This window comes from Hymenobacter terrigena (assembly GCF_054776515.1).
Window position 1 is genome coordinate 618,384 of record NZ_BAAHBU010000002.1, and the last position, 15,244, is coordinate 633,627.

15 protein-coding genes are annotated in these 15,244 nt (G+C 62.8%); 7 read left to right on the forward strand and 8 right to left on the reverse strand.

Annotation, left to right across the window (positions count from 1 at the left end; all coding sequences use genetic code 11):
- Positions 1-39 precede the first annotated feature (39 nt).
- Both ACYU7Q_RS09490 and ACYU7Q_RS09495 read right to left on the reverse strand, forming a co-directional pair.
- Positions 40-450: a hypothetical protein gene (locus ACYU7Q_RS09490; protein WP_460609212.1), complete on the reverse strand. Its 411-nt coding sequence runs from the start codon at positions 448-450 to the stop codon at positions 40-42.
- A gap of 20 nt (positions 451-470) precedes the next feature.
- Positions 471-1,808 (reverse strand): hypothetical protein, encoded by a 1,338-nt coding sequence (locus ACYU7Q_RS09495; RefSeq protein ID WP_460609213.1) that lies wholly within the window; start codon positions 1,806-1,808, stop codon positions 471-473.
- Positions 1,809-2,042: 234 nt separating this feature from the next.
- Here ACYU7Q_RS09495 and ACYU7Q_RS09500 point away from each other — a divergent pair, with 234 nt between their 5' ends.
- From ACYU7Q_RS09500 to ACYU7Q_RS09510, 3 genes are all read left to right on the forward strand, one after another.
- Entirely contained in the window at positions 2,043-2,432 is a 390-nt protein-coding gene (locus ACYU7Q_RS09500) for a hypothetical protein (protein WP_460609214.1), read from the forward strand.
- 158 nt (positions 2,433-2,590) lie between these two features.
- Entirely contained in the window at positions 2,591-3,607 is a 1,017-nt protein-coding gene (locus ACYU7Q_RS09505; protein ID WP_460609215.1) for an NAD(P)/FAD-dependent oxidoreductase, read from the forward strand.
- 91 nt (positions 3,608-3,698) lie between these two features.
- Entirely contained in the window at positions 3,699-4,025 is a 327-nt protein-coding gene (locus tag ACYU7Q_RS09510; protein ID WP_460609216.1) for a 2Fe-2S iron-sulfur cluster-binding protein, read from the forward strand.
- Positions 4,026-4,166: 141 nt separating this feature from the next.
- On the opposite strand, the gene ACYU7Q_RS09515 is transcribed toward ACYU7Q_RS09510, so the two are convergent.
- The 4 genes from ACYU7Q_RS09515 to ACYU7Q_RS09530 all read right to left on the reverse strand — a co-directional run bounded on the left by ACYU7Q_RS09515 (position 4,167) and on the right by ACYU7Q_RS09530 (position 7,025).
- Positions 4,167-4,421 (reverse strand): anti-sigma factor family protein, encoded by a 255-nt coding sequence (locus ACYU7Q_RS09515; protein WP_460609217.1) that lies wholly within the window; start codon positions 4,419-4,421, stop codon positions 4,167-4,169.
- A gap of 9 nt (positions 4,422-4,430) precedes the next feature.
- Complete coding sequence (locus ACYU7Q_RS09520; RefSeq protein ID WP_460609218.1) at positions 4,431-5,009, reverse strand: sigma-70 family RNA polymerase sigma factor; 579 nt, start codon at positions 5,007-5,009, stop codon at positions 4,431-4,433.
- A gap of 90 nt (positions 5,010-5,099) precedes the next feature.
- Positions 5,100-5,861: a DUF1223 domain-containing protein gene (locus ACYU7Q_RS09525; RefSeq protein ID WP_460609219.1), complete on the reverse strand. Its 762-nt coding sequence runs from the start codon at positions 5,859-5,861 to the stop codon at positions 5,100-5,102.
- 216 nt (positions 5,862-6,077) lie between these two features.
- The gene (locus tag ACYU7Q_RS09530; RefSeq protein WP_460609220.1) at positions 6,078-7,025 is read right to left on the reverse strand and encodes a Cif family virulence factor; all 948 of its coding nucleotides are present in this window, start codon (positions 7,023-7,025) and stop codon (positions 6,078-6,080) included.
- A 172-nt stretch (positions 7,026-7,197) separates the two neighbouring features.
- Between ACYU7Q_RS09530 and ACYU7Q_RS09535 the strand changes: the two genes are divergently transcribed.
- On the forward strand, positions 7,198-7,698 hold the full coding sequence (locus ACYU7Q_RS09535) for a KdsC family phosphatase (protein ID WP_460609221.1): 501 nt from the start codon (positions 7,198-7,200) through the stop codon (positions 7,696-7,698).
- A gap of 61 nt (positions 7,699-7,759) precedes the next feature.
- Here the strand turns inward: ACYU7Q_RS09535 and ACYU7Q_RS09540 are convergent, their stop codons facing one another.
- Complete coding sequence (locus ACYU7Q_RS09540) at positions 7,760-8,410, reverse strand: response regulator transcription factor (protein ID WP_460609222.1); 651 nt, start codon at positions 8,408-8,410, stop codon at positions 7,760-7,762.
- Between the two features lie 271 nt (positions 8,411-8,681).
- Between ACYU7Q_RS09540 and ACYU7Q_RS09545 the strand changes: the two genes are divergently transcribed.
- Complete coding sequence (locus ACYU7Q_RS09545; protein WP_460609223.1) at positions 8,682-9,338, forward strand: response regulator transcription factor; 657 nt, start codon at positions 8,682-8,684, stop codon at positions 9,336-9,338.
- Here ACYU7Q_RS09545 and ACYU7Q_RS09550 read toward each other — a convergent pair.
- Positions 9,335-10,060 carry a DUF1345 domain-containing protein gene (locus ACYU7Q_RS09550; protein ID WP_460609224.1) on the reverse strand — a complete coding sequence of 242 codons (726 nt, stop codon included), beginning with the start codon at positions 10,058-10,060 and terminating at the stop codon, positions 9,335-9,337. The genes ACYU7Q_RS09545 and ACYU7Q_RS09550 overlap by 4 nt on opposite strands.
- A gap of 109 nt (positions 10,061-10,169) precedes the next feature.
- Here ACYU7Q_RS09550 and ACYU7Q_RS09555 point away from each other — a divergent pair, with 109 nt between their 5' ends.
- Positions 10,170-11,660: a nicotinate phosphoribosyltransferase gene (locus ACYU7Q_RS09555; RefSeq protein WP_460609225.1), complete on the forward strand. Its 1,491-nt coding sequence runs from the start codon at positions 10,170-10,172 to the stop codon at positions 11,658-11,660.
- 271 nt (positions 11,661-11,931) lie between these two features.
- Positions 11,932-15,156 carry a fibronectin type III domain-containing protein gene (locus ACYU7Q_RS09560; protein ID WP_460609226.1) on the forward strand — a complete coding sequence of 1,075 codons (3,225 nt, stop codon included), beginning with the start codon at positions 11,932-11,934 and terminating at the stop codon, positions 15,154-15,156.
- The last annotated feature ends 88 nt before the right edge of the window (positions 15,157-15,244 follow it).

The following is a 15,244-nucleotide window of genomic DNA, read 5'->3' on the forward strand; positions in this document are numbered from 1 at the left end:
GACGCCTGCCATTAATCATTAACCGTTCATCACTAATCACTAAAAAGGTCCTACAAACGGCGTAGTACGCGCATACGTGCTCCATCGCTTCAGCAGCACCGAAAACAGCAGGAACCACAGCGCCGCCACAATCATATTCACGACCATGAAGTAGCCCAGGTAGCTGCTCACCTCCGCACCGTGGCTTTTGCTGAGGCTATTGGCCAGGAACACGCCCAGGCCAGCGGCTAGTGCCAGCGTGAGGGTCCAGTGCGTGCTGCGGAACATGCCGGTGCGCATGGCCGAGTTGAACACGTAGTAGAAGGCCAGCACCAGCAACAAGCTCACGCCCAGCGTGCTCCAGCCCACAAGTGAGAATAAATCCGTTTTATACAAGCCGTAATCGGCCGGGCGCTGGCTTTGGAAAATGGAAATCAGGGCCGAGTACAGGCTGGTGAAGAAGGTTTGCATAGGTTGAGAAAAGGGCGAGGTTATTTGTCGTTTTTGAGCGGAAGCTGGACTGTAAATACGGCTGGCAGGGTGGTTGGATACGATTGGCGGACGCCGGCCAGGATTTGGTCGAGGCCAAACGTGCGCGGGGCGGGCGTATTGTCGTTGGTAGTAGACCAGGCCGAAACCCAGTCCGGCGTTTCCGGAGCAGGCAAACTCACGGTGAGCGTGGCCGTGGGCGCCGCCAGCTTGCTCACCCGCAGGCGCACCACGTGGGTGTAAGGCGCCAGCACCGGCTGGCCGCTCTGCTCCTCATCGGTAAGCACACGTACCGAGTTGGGCAGCAGGCTGGCCTGGCCGTTGGGCAGACGCACGAGCAGATGTTGGGCCAGAAATGCCGGAGTTTGCCACGCGCCCGGCAATTCCTTTAAATCGAGGCCCACCGAAAAGTCTACCGGGTCGTCGGAAGGGTTCAGGGTCAGGCCGTTGTTTTCGGCGTATACCGTGCCCCCGCTCGGCTTTAATTTCGGGTCGGTGAGCTTGGTGAGCAACGGGGCGAAGGCCGGGGTCTTGGTTTTCAACCCGAAGAAGGCCTGCTGGGCCGGCGCGTTCCGAAACACCTCGGCCGCGTAGCGCGCCACCTGCGCGGGCGGGCCGATAATCCACACGTAGTAGGGTATTTTCTCACCGTTCAAGGTGCGCTTCGGCATCGGCGTTTTCACGGCCGGGAAGTAGCTGCCGTAGAAATGCGAGGTTTCGCCGAACACCGCCACGGCCAGCTGTTGCTGGCTCACAGGCGCGATGGACGTGCGAATCAGGTTCGGCAGTTGCGAAAAATCAGACTTGCGGGCCGGGCCGTAGATGAAGTCCGAAATCACCACGCTGACCTCCTCCCCTGCCTTAGGCCGGTTCAAGATGCCTTCCAGCATCTGGGGCAGCTCGGTGCCGAGGGCGGCCCGGCTCACTTCGCCCTGCACCACGTCGCGCAGCTCTTCAAACTTCACGGGCCGGGGCGCGGCGTTTTCGCAGAGGTAATATTTGCGCTCGGCTACGGCCCCGTTCACCTGCGTCTCGGTGATGAGCGCGCCGATGCGCTTTTGGAATTCGGTGGCCGGCTTATCGGCCCCGCCGCGCGGTACGAAGCCTTTCATCCCACCCGAATATTCCAGAAAAACGCTGACGTGCAGCGGCGCCGCTTCGGGAGCGGCGGGCGCTTCGGCAGTGGTTTTAGTGCCTTTGGCGGGCTTGCTGGCGGTGGTTTCGGTCGGCTCTGAACCGCAGGCCGCCAGCAATGAAATTGTTCCGAAAAGCACTCCAGCGAGCCGGAAACAACGAAAAAGGCGCGGCGCGGGCACGCCCACAAAAACGGAAATCGGCATAGAAGAAACGCTAGGCTAGGTTTTGGGGCGAAGTATAGGCATTACGCAACGAACTACCCGCCGGCCGAAACCCAGACCGTTAAACGTAGGCAATCCGCCGGTGGTACGTGTATTTTTGCGGCCGGCCAAAATTTGCAGTTTTTCGTAGTTGCTTTCCCTGCTCTATCGACCACTGCTGGCGGTTGGCATGAATGGTCATCAGACCATCAGTTCCTCATTTTCTCAGTGCCGTTCATGCGCCTCATTGCCTTTCGCCCCGAATACCAGATTACCGCCGAGCCGAGCCGCAACCGCATCTTCTACAAGCACTTCGCCGAGCTAACTCAGGCGGCGGAACTGCCCGAATACCTCCACGACTGGCAGCAGGCGCTCGAGGCCATGCGCCCGGGCTTCACCATTCTGAGCGACATGACCGAGCTGGACGAGGTGTCGGGACCACTGGCCGAACTCTTCGGACAGGTGCAGCAAATGCTCGCCGGCCGGGGCCTGCGCATGATTGCCACCGTGCACGCCCCGGGCAATTCTCACTCGTTTGAAGAAGCCACCCCCGAACTGCCCCGGTGCATCTTCACCGACCTCTGGGAGGCCGACAAGTTCCTGGACGAGCTGGCCACCGAGGCCTAGGTTCAACAGCTTTCGGGCCAACGTTTTGATGGTCGGGGGTGTTATAAAACGGGCGGTCAATTGGCCGCCCCGACCCCGAACCGTACCTTTGCGCCAACGGCCTCCTACGTTGTGGCCGCTTCAAAGCCGACGCCCGGTTAAAGGCACTTCATACTTTTATGTCCAACACCATTTCCACCGATATCTGCATTATCGGCGCCGGCCCGGTCGGTCTGTTTGCAGTTTTTGAAGCGGGCTTGCTCAAGCTCCGCTGCCACGTTGTTGATGCCCTGCCGCAGCCCGGCGGGCAGCTCTCCGAGATTTACCCTAAGAAGCCGATTTACGACATTCCCGGTTTCCCCGAAATCCTGGCCGGCGACCTGGTCGACAATCTGATGAAGCAGATTGAACCCTTCCACCCCACCTTCACGCTGGGCGAGCGGGTGGAGCGGTTTGCGAAGCTCGACGACGGCTCCTTCCAGTTGTTCACCACCGACGGCACCGAAATCCACTGCAAGGCCGTGGCCATTGCCGGCGGCCTGGGTTCCTTTGAACCCCGCAAGCCGGCCGTGGAGAATCTGGAGCACTTCGAAGGCGGCAAAGGCGTACACTACATGGTGCGCGACCCTGAGCACTTCCGCGACAAGAAAATCGTCATCGCCGGCGGCGGCGACTCGGCCCTCGACTGGACCAACTTCCTCGCCAATGTGGCTTCCGATGTGACGCTCGTGCACCGCGGCACCACCTTCCGCGGCGCGGCCGATTCGGCCGAGAAAGTGCAGAAGCTGCACGAATCCGGCAAAATCAAGCTCGTGCTCAGCTCCAACGTAACGCACCTGCACGGCAACGGCGAGCTGAAGGAAGTGACCATCACCGGCAACGACGGCAAGGCCGAGAAGGTCCCGCTCGACTGCTTCATTCCGCTGTTCGGCCTCACGCCCAAGCTCGGCCCCATCGGCGAGTGGGGGCTGGAAATTGAGAACGACGCCGTGAAAGTTGACACGCTCGACTACAGCACCTCGTTGCCCGGCGTGTTCGCCATCGGCGATATCAACACCTACCCCGGCAAGCTCAAGCTCATCCTCTGTGGCTTCCACGAGGCCGCGCTGATGTGCCAGGGAGCGTTCAAATACATTTTCCCCGACAAGAAATACACCCTGAAGTACACCACTGTCAACGGGGCACCAAGCATGTAAATGCGTGAGTGAATGGGTGAATGAATAAATGAGTGAAACCGTCATTTATTCATTCACCCATTCACTCATTCACCCATCACTCATTCACCCATTGGAAGAAGACATCCGCATTTACGTCGAAGAAACACCCGGCCACCGCCGCGAACTCATTGCTCCCACCGACATGGGCCTGAGCCTGATGGAGCTGTTGAAAGCCGACGGCTACGACATCCAGGCTACCTGCGGCGGCATGGCCTTGTGCGCCACCTGCCACGTGGAGGTACTGGCCGGCCCCGCCCTGCCCGAGCCCGAAGATGCCGAGCTTGATATGCTCGAAACCCTGCCCGTGGTGCACGAAGGCTCCCGCCTGAGCTGCCAGATTCGCCTCACCCCCCGCACCGATGGCCTGGTAGTACGCTTGGCACCGACCGGCGCGTAAATGGTCATTGCGAGTGGAACGCCGCGCAACGCAGCAATCCGTTTTACAACAGAAAGCCCCGATACTTCGCAGTACCGGGGCTTTCTGTTGTAAAACGGATTGCTGATGATTACCGCGCTGCGCTCCACTCGCAACGACCGACTATTCAGCCGCGGCCAGCCGCTCACGCATCCGCTCCTTGGCCGCTTCTGACAGCACCGGGCCGGCCTGTGCACGCGCGGCAGCCGAGGCCCGCGCCCACTCCGCAATCAGCACGGTTTGCTTGGCGTAGCGGTTGCAGTAGGGGCAGTAGCGCAGATGCAGCCACAGGTTCAAGCGCTGTTCGCGGGCTAGGGCATGGTCGGCCTGCTGCTCCAGAAGCATGGTGGCGTGTTGGCAGTTAATGAGTCGTAGCATAGCGGATAGTTAATTCTTGCCCAAGCCGTGTTTTTCGAGGCAGCGGCGCAGCTGGAGCTTGGCCCGATGCACGATAACCCAATAATTGGCCGAGCTAAGGCCCAGCTCCTGACAAATTTCCTCGGCCGATAATTCCTCCACGAAGCGCAGCGCAAACACGGCCCCTTGCTGCGGCGGCAGCCGGTCCTGGCAGCGCTGCAGGATTTCGTTCAGCTCCTGCTGCTCCAGCGCGGCATCGGCCCGGAGCCAGCTCACGGGGGCCTGCGGGCCGGCCCAATGGCCGTTTTCGGGCACGAAGAAGTCGGATTCGGTGGGGCCGCCGTCCCCGATTTCATCCAGCCCGACATGGGTGGCGCGGGCCTGCCGCCGGTAGTGGTCGATGATTTTACGCCGCAGAATCACGAACAGCCAGGTCCGTTCCGACGCCTCGGCCCGGAACGTGGCCAGGCCATCCAAGGCGCTGAGGAAGGTTTCCTGCACCAGTTCCTCGGCCGTTTCCGCATCAGCAACGCGGCTCAGGGCAAACCGGTAAAGCTCGTCGCCGAAGCGGGCCGGCCACTGGGCCGGAACAGGAGTGGTTGGGGTCATGCGGGGCGACGGCTGGTTGGGCAAAGGTCGCGCTGCAATAGTACGCCTTGCCGGATGCGCAGTTTCGCTTTTGCCGGGCACAACGCCGAATTAGTTGCCGAACGCCGCCGTGGCCGCGCCCACAATGCGCCGCGAGGTCACCTCCTGCACCAGCACCACGGCCCGCAGGTTGGGGCGCTTCCAGTCGGCCGCCAGCTTCAGGGCCGGGCTGGCCGCGAAGGTGCCCTCGGGCCCCACCCGGCCCAGCGGCAGCAGCTGGCGCACCACGGCCGCGTGGTGCAGCAGCAAGCCCGAGTTTTCGCCCCGGCCAATCTGCGAGGCCAAGCCGCTTTCGGTGATGGCCAGCAGCACTTCGGTGGCGGGCGTGCCGGCGGGTAGGCTGCTCACGCGCACTTGCGCCGTACTGCCGACCAGCGCCACTGCCACGGCGGCCTGCGGAATTTTGGCGGCTTTGGCCACGGCGGCAGCCAAATCGGCGCGGCGGCTGCCCACCAGCTCGTAGCGGCCGTTCACTACGGCCTGGGGCGTGTAGGAGCCCGTGCCGAAACCGGCGGCGTATTGCCGCTGCCGCTCGGTGTAGGCCGGGGCCGAAAAAGCATCTTTCCAACCCAGCCGATTCCAGTAGTCGACGTGCTCACCCAGCACGATGACTTCGGCGCCAGGTACGGATTGGGCTTTTTCCAACTCGCGCAGCACCGCATCGGCGGCCGGGCAGCTGGAGCAGCCCTCGGAAGTGAAGAGCTCCACGATGACCGGCACCCGGTTGGCACCGGAGGATGGAACCGTCGGCGGCGCCAGCGCCACCCAACTGCTCAGCAATGGAACGGCCAACAACCCTGTTAATGCTTTCATAAGAATCGGAAAAAGCAAACGTGAAGGATACCGGACACGGACGCGGCCAGTACTCCCTCACCTGGCCAGACGCAGCGGGGGCATTGGCCTTACACTCAATTCAAAGATAACCGGCGTAGGGGCCGGGGCTTTAGCTAAAAAAGCCCCCAACTCGCCAAGACGCGCTGGGGGCTTTCAGGGAAAAAATTGGGCCAGAGCCGTTGCGGGTGGCCAGGGCTATTGGCCGCGCTTGGCCGGCAGCTGGCCGGTAGTGCCCGCCGGCATCGCCGGAGCAGGGGCCTTGGGGGTAGCGGCGGCCGACTCGGTCGCGCCAGGCGTTAAATTGAACATTTCCAATACGATGCGCCAGCCAGTATCGGCTTCGCGGCGCCAGATGCGCAGGAAAGTGCCGTTTTCCTCGGGGTGGTTGGTGCTGGCCGGGCGGTGGAGCGAACCCACCACGTAGCCCAAATCGCCGGCGGCGGCCAGGTAGCCGGTATTGGCGATGAAGAGGTAGCCCCCGTCGATATTTTTCATGTTGGCCGAGGCCGCGGCGCCCTGCATCATCGACAGGCCCGAGCGGTAGAGGCGGGCTTCGGCGCTCAGGTACTGCTGGTAGGTGGCCCCGGGCTTCATAAGCTCGGCAGCGGCAAACTTGCTGTCAATATCGAGCACGATGTTGGACGGCGCGGTGCTGGGGGTGGAGGCGGCGGCCATCAGGCGGGGCCGGGGCACGGTGGCGGGCTGCGCTGGCGCGGTCCCGATGCGCTCGATGCCCATGTCCACGGCAAATTTCCAGCGGCCATCCAGCTGCTTGCGCCAGACGGTCACGTACTCGCCGGCCGACACCGGGCGGTTGTTTTGCAGCATGGTCCAGGGACCGGTGGTGTAGCCCATGTCGCCCGACTGGGCCGCGTCGGCCAGCACCGGGTACCAGGTCAGCTTATTGCCGGGGCGCGAGGGGCGCGCGCGCCACACCTCCTGGGCATTGACCAGCTTGCCGTTTTCGGTCACCAGGGCCGTGGGGGAACTGTTGGCCAGAAACGCGGCCTCCGTGCTGGTTTGCGTGGCCTGGGCCGCAAAGGCCGCTTCGGCTGCTACCACCGCATCGTGGGGCGACTGCGCAAAAGCGGCCAGCGGAAACAGAATAGCTACGGCAGCGCTTATAGTCAATTTATTCTTCATAGCATACAAGCAAAGTAAATTCCTGTTGCTAAGGTACGCGGTACGGTATAATTATACTTTTGGTACAATTTCCACTTCGCCTTTCTGTGCCGAACTTGCGGCCCTATTGGCCTAACTGGGCCGGTTTTGGCTTTTTACCTCTCTTGCTTTATTCGTTTTTTTCCTTGCCTTTATGAAATTACCAGACCTCACTGCCCGGGCTCGTCGTATTCGCCTGGTGCTCACTGATTGTGATGGCGTGCTGACCGATGGCGGGGTGTACTATTCCGAGCGGGGCGAGGAAATGAAGCGCTTCAGCATCCGCGACGGCATGGGCGTGGAGCGCCTGCGCAACCACGGCATCCTGACAGGCATTATGACGGGCGAAACGTCGCCATCGGTACGCACCCGAGCCGCCAAGCTGCGCATCGAGGAGCTGCACCTGGGCATCAAGGACAAGCCCGCCTGCTTGCACGAAATTCTGGCCCGCACCGGCCTGACGGCCGAGGAAGTGGCCTTCATCGGTGACGACACCAACGATGTGGAGATTCTGGGTCTGGTTGGTTTTTCGGCCTGCCCCGGCGATGCCACCACTTTTGCCCGCGCCGTGGCCGATTTTCATTGCCAGACCGCCGGGGGCTACGGCTGCTTCCGTGAACTGGCCGAATTCATCATTGCCGCGCAGCAGGGTTAGGGTATGAGGGTGTGGGGGCAGGAGGGCAAGAGGAGCAACTGCCTTCCCTCCTGCCCCATTATTATTCCGGCAGCAGGCCCTGGCGGGCGGCCAGCTTGATGAGGGCGGCGGTGTTGCGGGTCTGGGTTTTCTCCATGATGTTCTGCCGATGGGTTTCGACGGTGCGCTTGCTGGTGAACAGGCGTAGGGCGATTTCGGCATTGGTGAGGCCCTCAGCTACTAAACTCAGCACTTCCATTTCGCGCTTGCTGAGGCCCAGGCTCAGGCGGGCAGCGGTGCCATCAACGGGCCGGGCCAGGTAAAGCCGGTCTAGCAAAGCCAGGCCAAGGGCCGAACACAAGAATGGCCGCCCAGCCGCCACGGTGCCCAGGCTGTGCACAAGCTCCGGCAGCGGCGAGGTTTTGAGGATGTAACCGTTGGCCCCCAAATCGAAGGCCCGGGCCACGTAATGCTCGTTGGTGAGTTCGCCGCGGACGAGAATCCGCAATTGGGGGTACTGCTCGCGCAGGGCGGCCAGCACCGCAAAGGCGTCGGGGCCGGGCAGGCTCAGGTCAAGCAGCACAGCCGTGGGGCTCAGGGTCGGCAGTTGGGCCAGCAATTCGTCGCTAGTAGCGGCTTCGCCCACTATTTCCAGGCCTATGGCAGCACCTAACCCAATGCGCAGTTCCTCGCGGGTGAGCGTATCGCCATCGGTAAGTAGCAAACGAATCATGAACGAAGAAAAGGTAGAGCAGGCCGCTGAAAGATAAAGATATCGAATTCTCAGAGCACGAATTAGTAAAATGAGAATAAACAACCCGAAATTACCATTTCTACTAAGCTCAACCATAACCGGCGCAACAAAAGCAGTATAAATCCCTTCGAAAACCCCAATTAACCCTGACGATTTAGTACAAATACGGAGCCCTTTCTTACGTACAAACTCAAGTTCCCAACTTTGTTGCGCGGGGGCCGTTTTGCCGAATCCTAACTCTCTTGCTGCTATGACCAGACTACTTCTTGCCGATGACCACACCATCCTGCGTGATGGCATCCGCGCCCTTCTCTCCGCCGAGCCGGACCTCGATGTGGTGGGCGAAGCCAGCAACGGGGCCGAGGTGCTGGCCCTGCTCGAAACCACGCCCGTGGACGTGGTGCTGATGGACGTGCAGATGCCCGTGCTCGACGGCTTTGCCACGATGCCGGAATTGCGCCAACGCTTCCCGGAAGTGCGCGTGCTGGTGCTGACCATGCTCGACCACGAAAACTACGTGGCCCGCATGCTGGAAGCCGGGGCGCTGGGCTATGTGCTCAAGAACGCGGCCATCAGCGAAATCACGCACGCCATCCGCACCGTGGCGGCCGGCAACCCGTTTTTGTGCACCGAAATTGGCCTGAATATGCTCTACAAAGCGGTGGCCCAACGCCCGGGAACCGAGGATGCGGCGGCCGAAGGCCACCCGGGGGCCGACCTCACCGCCCGCGAGCTCGAAGTGCTCAAGCTCATTGCCGAAGGCATGACCAACGGCGAAATCGCCGACAAGCTCTTCACCAGCAAGCGCACCATCGAAACCCACCGCCAGAACATCATCGCCAAAACGCAGGCCAAGAACACGGCTGCCCTCATCAAGCTGGCCGTGAGCCGGGGGCTGATTTCTTAATTCAGCATGCCGCCGATGGTGCCGATGGTGAGGGCCACGATGACGGTGTTGAAAATGAAGGAGATGAGGCCGTGCATTAGCGCTGCCCGGCGCAACCCGCGGTTGCCGATGCCAATGTCGGCGGTTTGGGCCGTCATGCCGATAATGAAGGAAAAATAGGCGAAGTCCACGTAGTTAGGCGTGAGCTTGGAACCTTTGTCGTTGCCCTGGTCGTCGGGAAAAACCAGGCCGCCGGTATCCTGGCCGGTGTCTTCGTCGGCATTGTAGTAGGTGTGGGCGTAGCGCAGCGTGAACACGAGGTGCACCAGCGTCCAGGCCAGGACTACGGCGGCTACGCTCAGGATGACATGCAAGTCCCGCAGGTCTTCCGAAATGCCTTTGAGGGAGCCCATGAGGCCCACCACCGCGCCGAGGCTGGCCATGGCGGCGCCTACTACCAGCACGAAAGCCTGGGTGCGGGGCAGGTCCTCGGAGGCGGCTACGCGGCGGATATCTTCCGTGTCGGCCTGCCACATGCCCAGGATTATCAGGGCCAGGTCGGTGGCGGCGAAACCCACCCAGCCCATCACCACGCGGGCCAGGACGCCCACCAAGTGCGGGGCCAGCAGCGCCGCCCCCATGCCAGCTATCACGGCCAGGGCCAGCCGCCAGCGCACGTCCATCGCCCGCGCCCACACGTTGGGGTGCAGGCTTTTTGTCTTCTTTTCACTCATTTTACTCATTTTGCTACCAAGGTAGTGCGCCATGACCGATGCCCGTGCGACGGCCAGGGCGCACTACCTTGGCGGCCGCGCCGTAAGCGAATGCGTCGTTTCGCTGTTATTTCGTTCTATGAATGCTGCTCCCCTCTCCGGCCTCTACGCGCCCTCGCTTGCCCTCGTCACCGATTTATACCAGCTCACGATGGCCTATGGCTATTGGCAGCAGGGCTTGCAGGACCGGGAGGCGGTGTTTCACCTGTATTTCCGCAAGGCCCCGTTTCAGGGGGGGTACGCGGTAGCGGCAGGGCTGGCCCTGGCCGTGGACTGGGTGGAGAACCTGCAATTTTCGGACGATGACCTGGCCTACCTCGGCAGCCTGCGGGGCAGCCAAGGCGGGGCGATGTTCCCAGCTGAATTTCTGCGCTACCTGCGCGAATTGAAATTCACCTGCGACATTGATGCGATGCCCGAGGGTACGGTGGTGTTCGGCAACGAGCCCATTATGCGGGTGCGCGGGCCGCTGCTGCAAGCCCAGCTGCTGGAAACGGCTCTGCTCACGCTCATCAACTTCCAGACGCTGGTGGCCACCAAAGCCGCCCGCATCCGCGAAGCGGCCGGCCCTACCGACCAGATTCTGGAATTTGGCCTGCGCCGCGCCCAGGGCTTCGATGGCGGCCTGGGGGCCAGCCGGGCCGCCTTCCTGGGCGGCGGCGATGCCACCAGCAACGTGCTGGCCGGGCAGCGCTATGGCATTCCGGTGCGCGGCACCCACGCCCACAGCTGGGTGATGGCCTTTGACAATGAAATCAAGGCCTTTTCGGCCTACGCGCAGGCTTTCCCCGACGACTCGGTGTTTCTCGTGGATACGTATGACACGCTGGAAGGTGTGCGACAGGCCATTCACGTGGCCCGCGAAATGCGTGCTAAAGGGCATGAGCTGGCCGGCATCCGGCTTGACTCCGGCGATTTGGCCTACCTCAGCCGCGAGGCGCGGGCGGTGCTGGACGAGGCGGGCTTCACGGAAACGCGCATCGTGGCCAGCAACGACCTGGAAGAAAACCTCATCACCAGCCTCAAGCAGCAGGGCGCACGCATCGATACCTGGGGCGTAGGCACGCAGCTCGTGACGGCTTATAACCAGGCGGCGCTGGGGGGCGTGTACAAGCTAGCGGCCCTGCGCAAGGCCGACGATTCGGGCTGGGATTTCACCATCAAGCTCTCGGAGCAAGTGGCCAAAACCAGCATTCCGGGCATTTTGCAGGTGCGCCGCTACCTGAATGAGCACGGCAAGCCCCGCGCCGACATGCTCTACAACACGGCCGAGGACCTGCCCATTCACCTCATCCTGATTGACCCCGCCGACAGCACCCGCCGCCTGCCCATCCGGCCCGAAACGCAGTACCGCGAGCTGCTGGAGCCGGTGTTCCGGCGCGGCCGCCGCGTGCTCGACCTGCCCACCCTGGCCGAAAGCCGCGCCACCGCCCAGCGCGAAGTGCAGGCCCTGGACCCCAGCGTGCGCCGCTTCCTCAACCCCCACATCTTCCCCGTGGGCCTCGAAATGGGCCTCTACGAGTACCGCACCCGCCTGATTTTGGAGAAGCGGCCGGTGCGTCCGGCGTAGGGGCTATAAGTCAGTGCAGCCATTGTGCCCACCGCCCCGGTATCCTGATGCAGGATGCCGGGGCGGTGTTTTTTGTCGGTTCTGGCGGCGCGTTTCCCCATGGACAACAGTTGAAAAATAATTTCCTCAATAAACCATAATAGATATTGATAGGCAGGCACTTGGGCAATAGATTTACACGCCAGCTGCTACGCCTGACAGGCGGTTCGTTCTTACTACTATTCCCACCCACCACTCTTCAACCTTCATTCACCCAATCACCCTTTTTTATATGAAAAGAAGATTTACGCGTTTGTTTAGGCCCCTGCTGTGTGCCCTGGGGGTAGGAATGAGTTATCAGGCGCAGGCCGGCTTCACGCCGGTTACCGTCACCGGATTCACGGCCGATATCGTGGCCAACGGCACGGGCACGGTAATGTCGTCGACGACGTCGGATATGGACGGTGGCGCGGTGAACTCTCGCTTTGCCTTTCTGGCGCCTAATTACGTGAGCCCGACGGGGGCCACGCCCACCTCATCGTTGCCCGCCACGGGGTTGATTAACAGCGTGGCTACGTCCGGGCTGTCGTTTCAACTGGCGTCTTACTCGGCCAATAATTCGCTGCGCATTGCCAGTACGGGGTCGGGGACGCTCACGCTGGCCACGCCGCAGTCGGCCGGCGAAATTTACTTCCTGGCTTCGTCGGGCAACGGGGCCAGCACGGTGACCGTGACGGTGACCTTCACCGACCAGACCACGCAGGTATTCACCGGGCAGACTGTGGCCGACTGGTTTGGGGGCTCCGGGTTTGCCATTCAGGGCATCAGTCGGGTGAACTACGACAACAACGCCATCGAAAACAGCACCACCGACCCGCGCCTCTACCAAATCCGACTGGCGCTGGCGGCTGCCAATTACACCAAACAGATTCAGAGCATCGGCTTCGCCAAAACATCGGCCACCGGCGTGCTCAACGTGATGGCCATTAGCGCTAACGCCTTGTGCACGGCGGCCCCGACGGCGGGCACGGCTGTGGCCAGCGTGACTAGCGTGTGCGCCTCGACACCCGTGGCCCTGTCCCTCACGGGCAGCAGCGCCGATGCGGGCATCGCCTACCAGTGGCAGGCTTCTACCAACGGCGGCACCACGTGGACCGACATTGCCGGGGCCACCAGCAGCACCTACACGGCCACCGGCCAAACGGTGACCACGCAGTACCGCGCCCGCCTCACCTGCACCAGCACGACCCAGACGGCCACCTCCACGGCCGTGACCGTGACGGCCTCGCCGCCTACCTACGCCACCCTGCCGGTGGTGCAGAGCTTCGAAACCACCTGGATTGATGTGTGCAACACCCGCGACGCGCCTTCGGCCAGCTGGCGCAACAGCCCGGCCACGGGCAACGGCTCGTGGCGGCGCGAGGACGACGGGGCCGCCGCCGCCTGGACCAGCGTCACCTACGGAGCTTACACGCCGGTGAGCAGCCAGGGGTTGCATTCGGCGCGCTTTCACTCGTCGTACGCTACTTCGGGCACCATCGGCACGCTGGATTTGTACGTGAATCTGAGTCCCGCCGGGGCCAAGCGCCTGAGCTTCGACTTTGTGAATACTTCGGGCAGCGACTCGCTGATTGTGCAGCTCTCGAACGATGGTGGCGCCACTTTCAGCCGCCTGGATGGCTATAAGCTCAGCGCCACGTTTGCAACGCAGGTGCTGCCCATCAGCAGCACGTCGGCTACGGCAGTGATTCGCTTCCGCGCCCGCGCCGATTACGGCTCAACAGACATTGGATTGGATAATATCATCCTCGAATCGGCCACCGGCTGCCTCACGCCGGCCAGCCTGACGGGCACTACCACGACCACGACGGCCAGCCTCTCGTGGCTGACGGGCGGCACCGGCACCTACACCGTGCTCTACGGCCCCACCGGCTTCGACCCCACTCAACCTGCTTCTACTGGCAACTCCTACACCACGGTAACGGGCCTCACGGCCCCGCCCTACGCCATTACGGGCCTCACGCCCGGCACGACGTACCAGTTTTATGTAACGCAGAACTGCTCTTCGACCACCAACTCCGGCCTAGCCGGCCCGGGCTCGTTCACGACCCAGATTGTGAACGATGACCCCTGCGGCGCGACCACCCTGACGGTGAACAACACCTGTGTGGCCCTGGCCACCACGACCCTGGGCGCCACCCAAACGGCCAGCACGGTATACGCCACCGGCGGCCAGGGCGCGGGCTGCGGCTCGATTACGGCCCCGCACGACGTGTGGTTTAAGTTCACGACGGCCGCCACCGGGCCCACCAGCACGGCGGTGCGCATCTCGGTGACGGGCGGCGCGGCCAGCGTGGTGCGCGGCTACTCGGGCACGGCCTGCGCCGGGCCGCTCACCTACCTCAGCTGCGCGGGCACGGCCAGCAACACGGCCGCTCCCAACCTGGACCTGACCGGCCTCACGCCCAGCACCACCTACTACGTGCGCGTGAACGAGTATAGCACCAGCGGCACGCTCGGCAACTTCACCATCTGCGCCACGCCCGTGCCCAACTGCCCGGCCCCCACGGGCCTCACGGCCGGCACCCTCACCAACAACACCGCGACCGTGAGTTGGGCCGCCTCTACCGCCACGGGCAGCACCTACACCGTGATTTACGGCCCCACGGGCTTCACGCCACCGGCTGGTGGCACCACCATCACGGGCATCGCGGGCACCAGCGCCACGCTCACGGGCCTCACGGCGGCCACTAACTACTGCTTCTACGTACAGCAGGTGTGCGGCGGCTTCAATGGCAGCAGCGTGTTGGTGGGGCCGATTTGCTTCACCACGCCGCTCACGGCCCCGGCCAACGACGAGCCCTGCGGCGCGTTGGCCTTGGGCGCGGCCACGGTTTCCTCGTCCAACAGCGGCGCCACCACCAGTGTCCAGAACGGCATCAACACGCCGAGCTGCGCGGGCGGCGCCTTGCCCAAGGACGTGTGGTTCACCTTCACCCCCACCGGCACCAGCACCACGCTCACCTTCACGGGTACTTCGGCGGGGGCGCTGCGGGTGTTCACCAGCCCCAGCTGCTCGGCCGGGCCATTCAACGAAGTATTCTGCCAGGGCTCGAACACAGCCAACACGGCGCTGGGCACCGTTAACGTGACCGGCCTCACGGCGGGCACCCGCTACTACGTGGCCGTGAGCGGCTTCACCAGCTCCGATACGCCGGGCAGCTTCACGCTGGGCGGCACCGGCCTAGTGACCAGCGCCCGCGTGCAGGCCAATACCGACGCCCTGCTGGTGTACCCCAACCCGAGCAACACCGGCCAGCTCACCCTGCGCCTTAATGGCCTGAACGGGGCCGGCCAGGCCACGCTGTTCAACGCCCTGGGCCAGGCAGTCCTTAGCAAAGCCTTGGCCCCGGCCGCCGAGCAAACCCTGTCCACCCGCACGCTGGCCGCCGGCCTCTACACCCTGCGGGTGACCGTGGCGGGCCAGACCTACACGCGCAAAGTGGTGCTGGAATAGCCTGCATCAGGTTGATTTGAATGAAAAGGGCCGCCTACTTGGGCGGCCCTTTTGTTGTGCTGTAGTGCTGTAGGGGGGTATATGCACA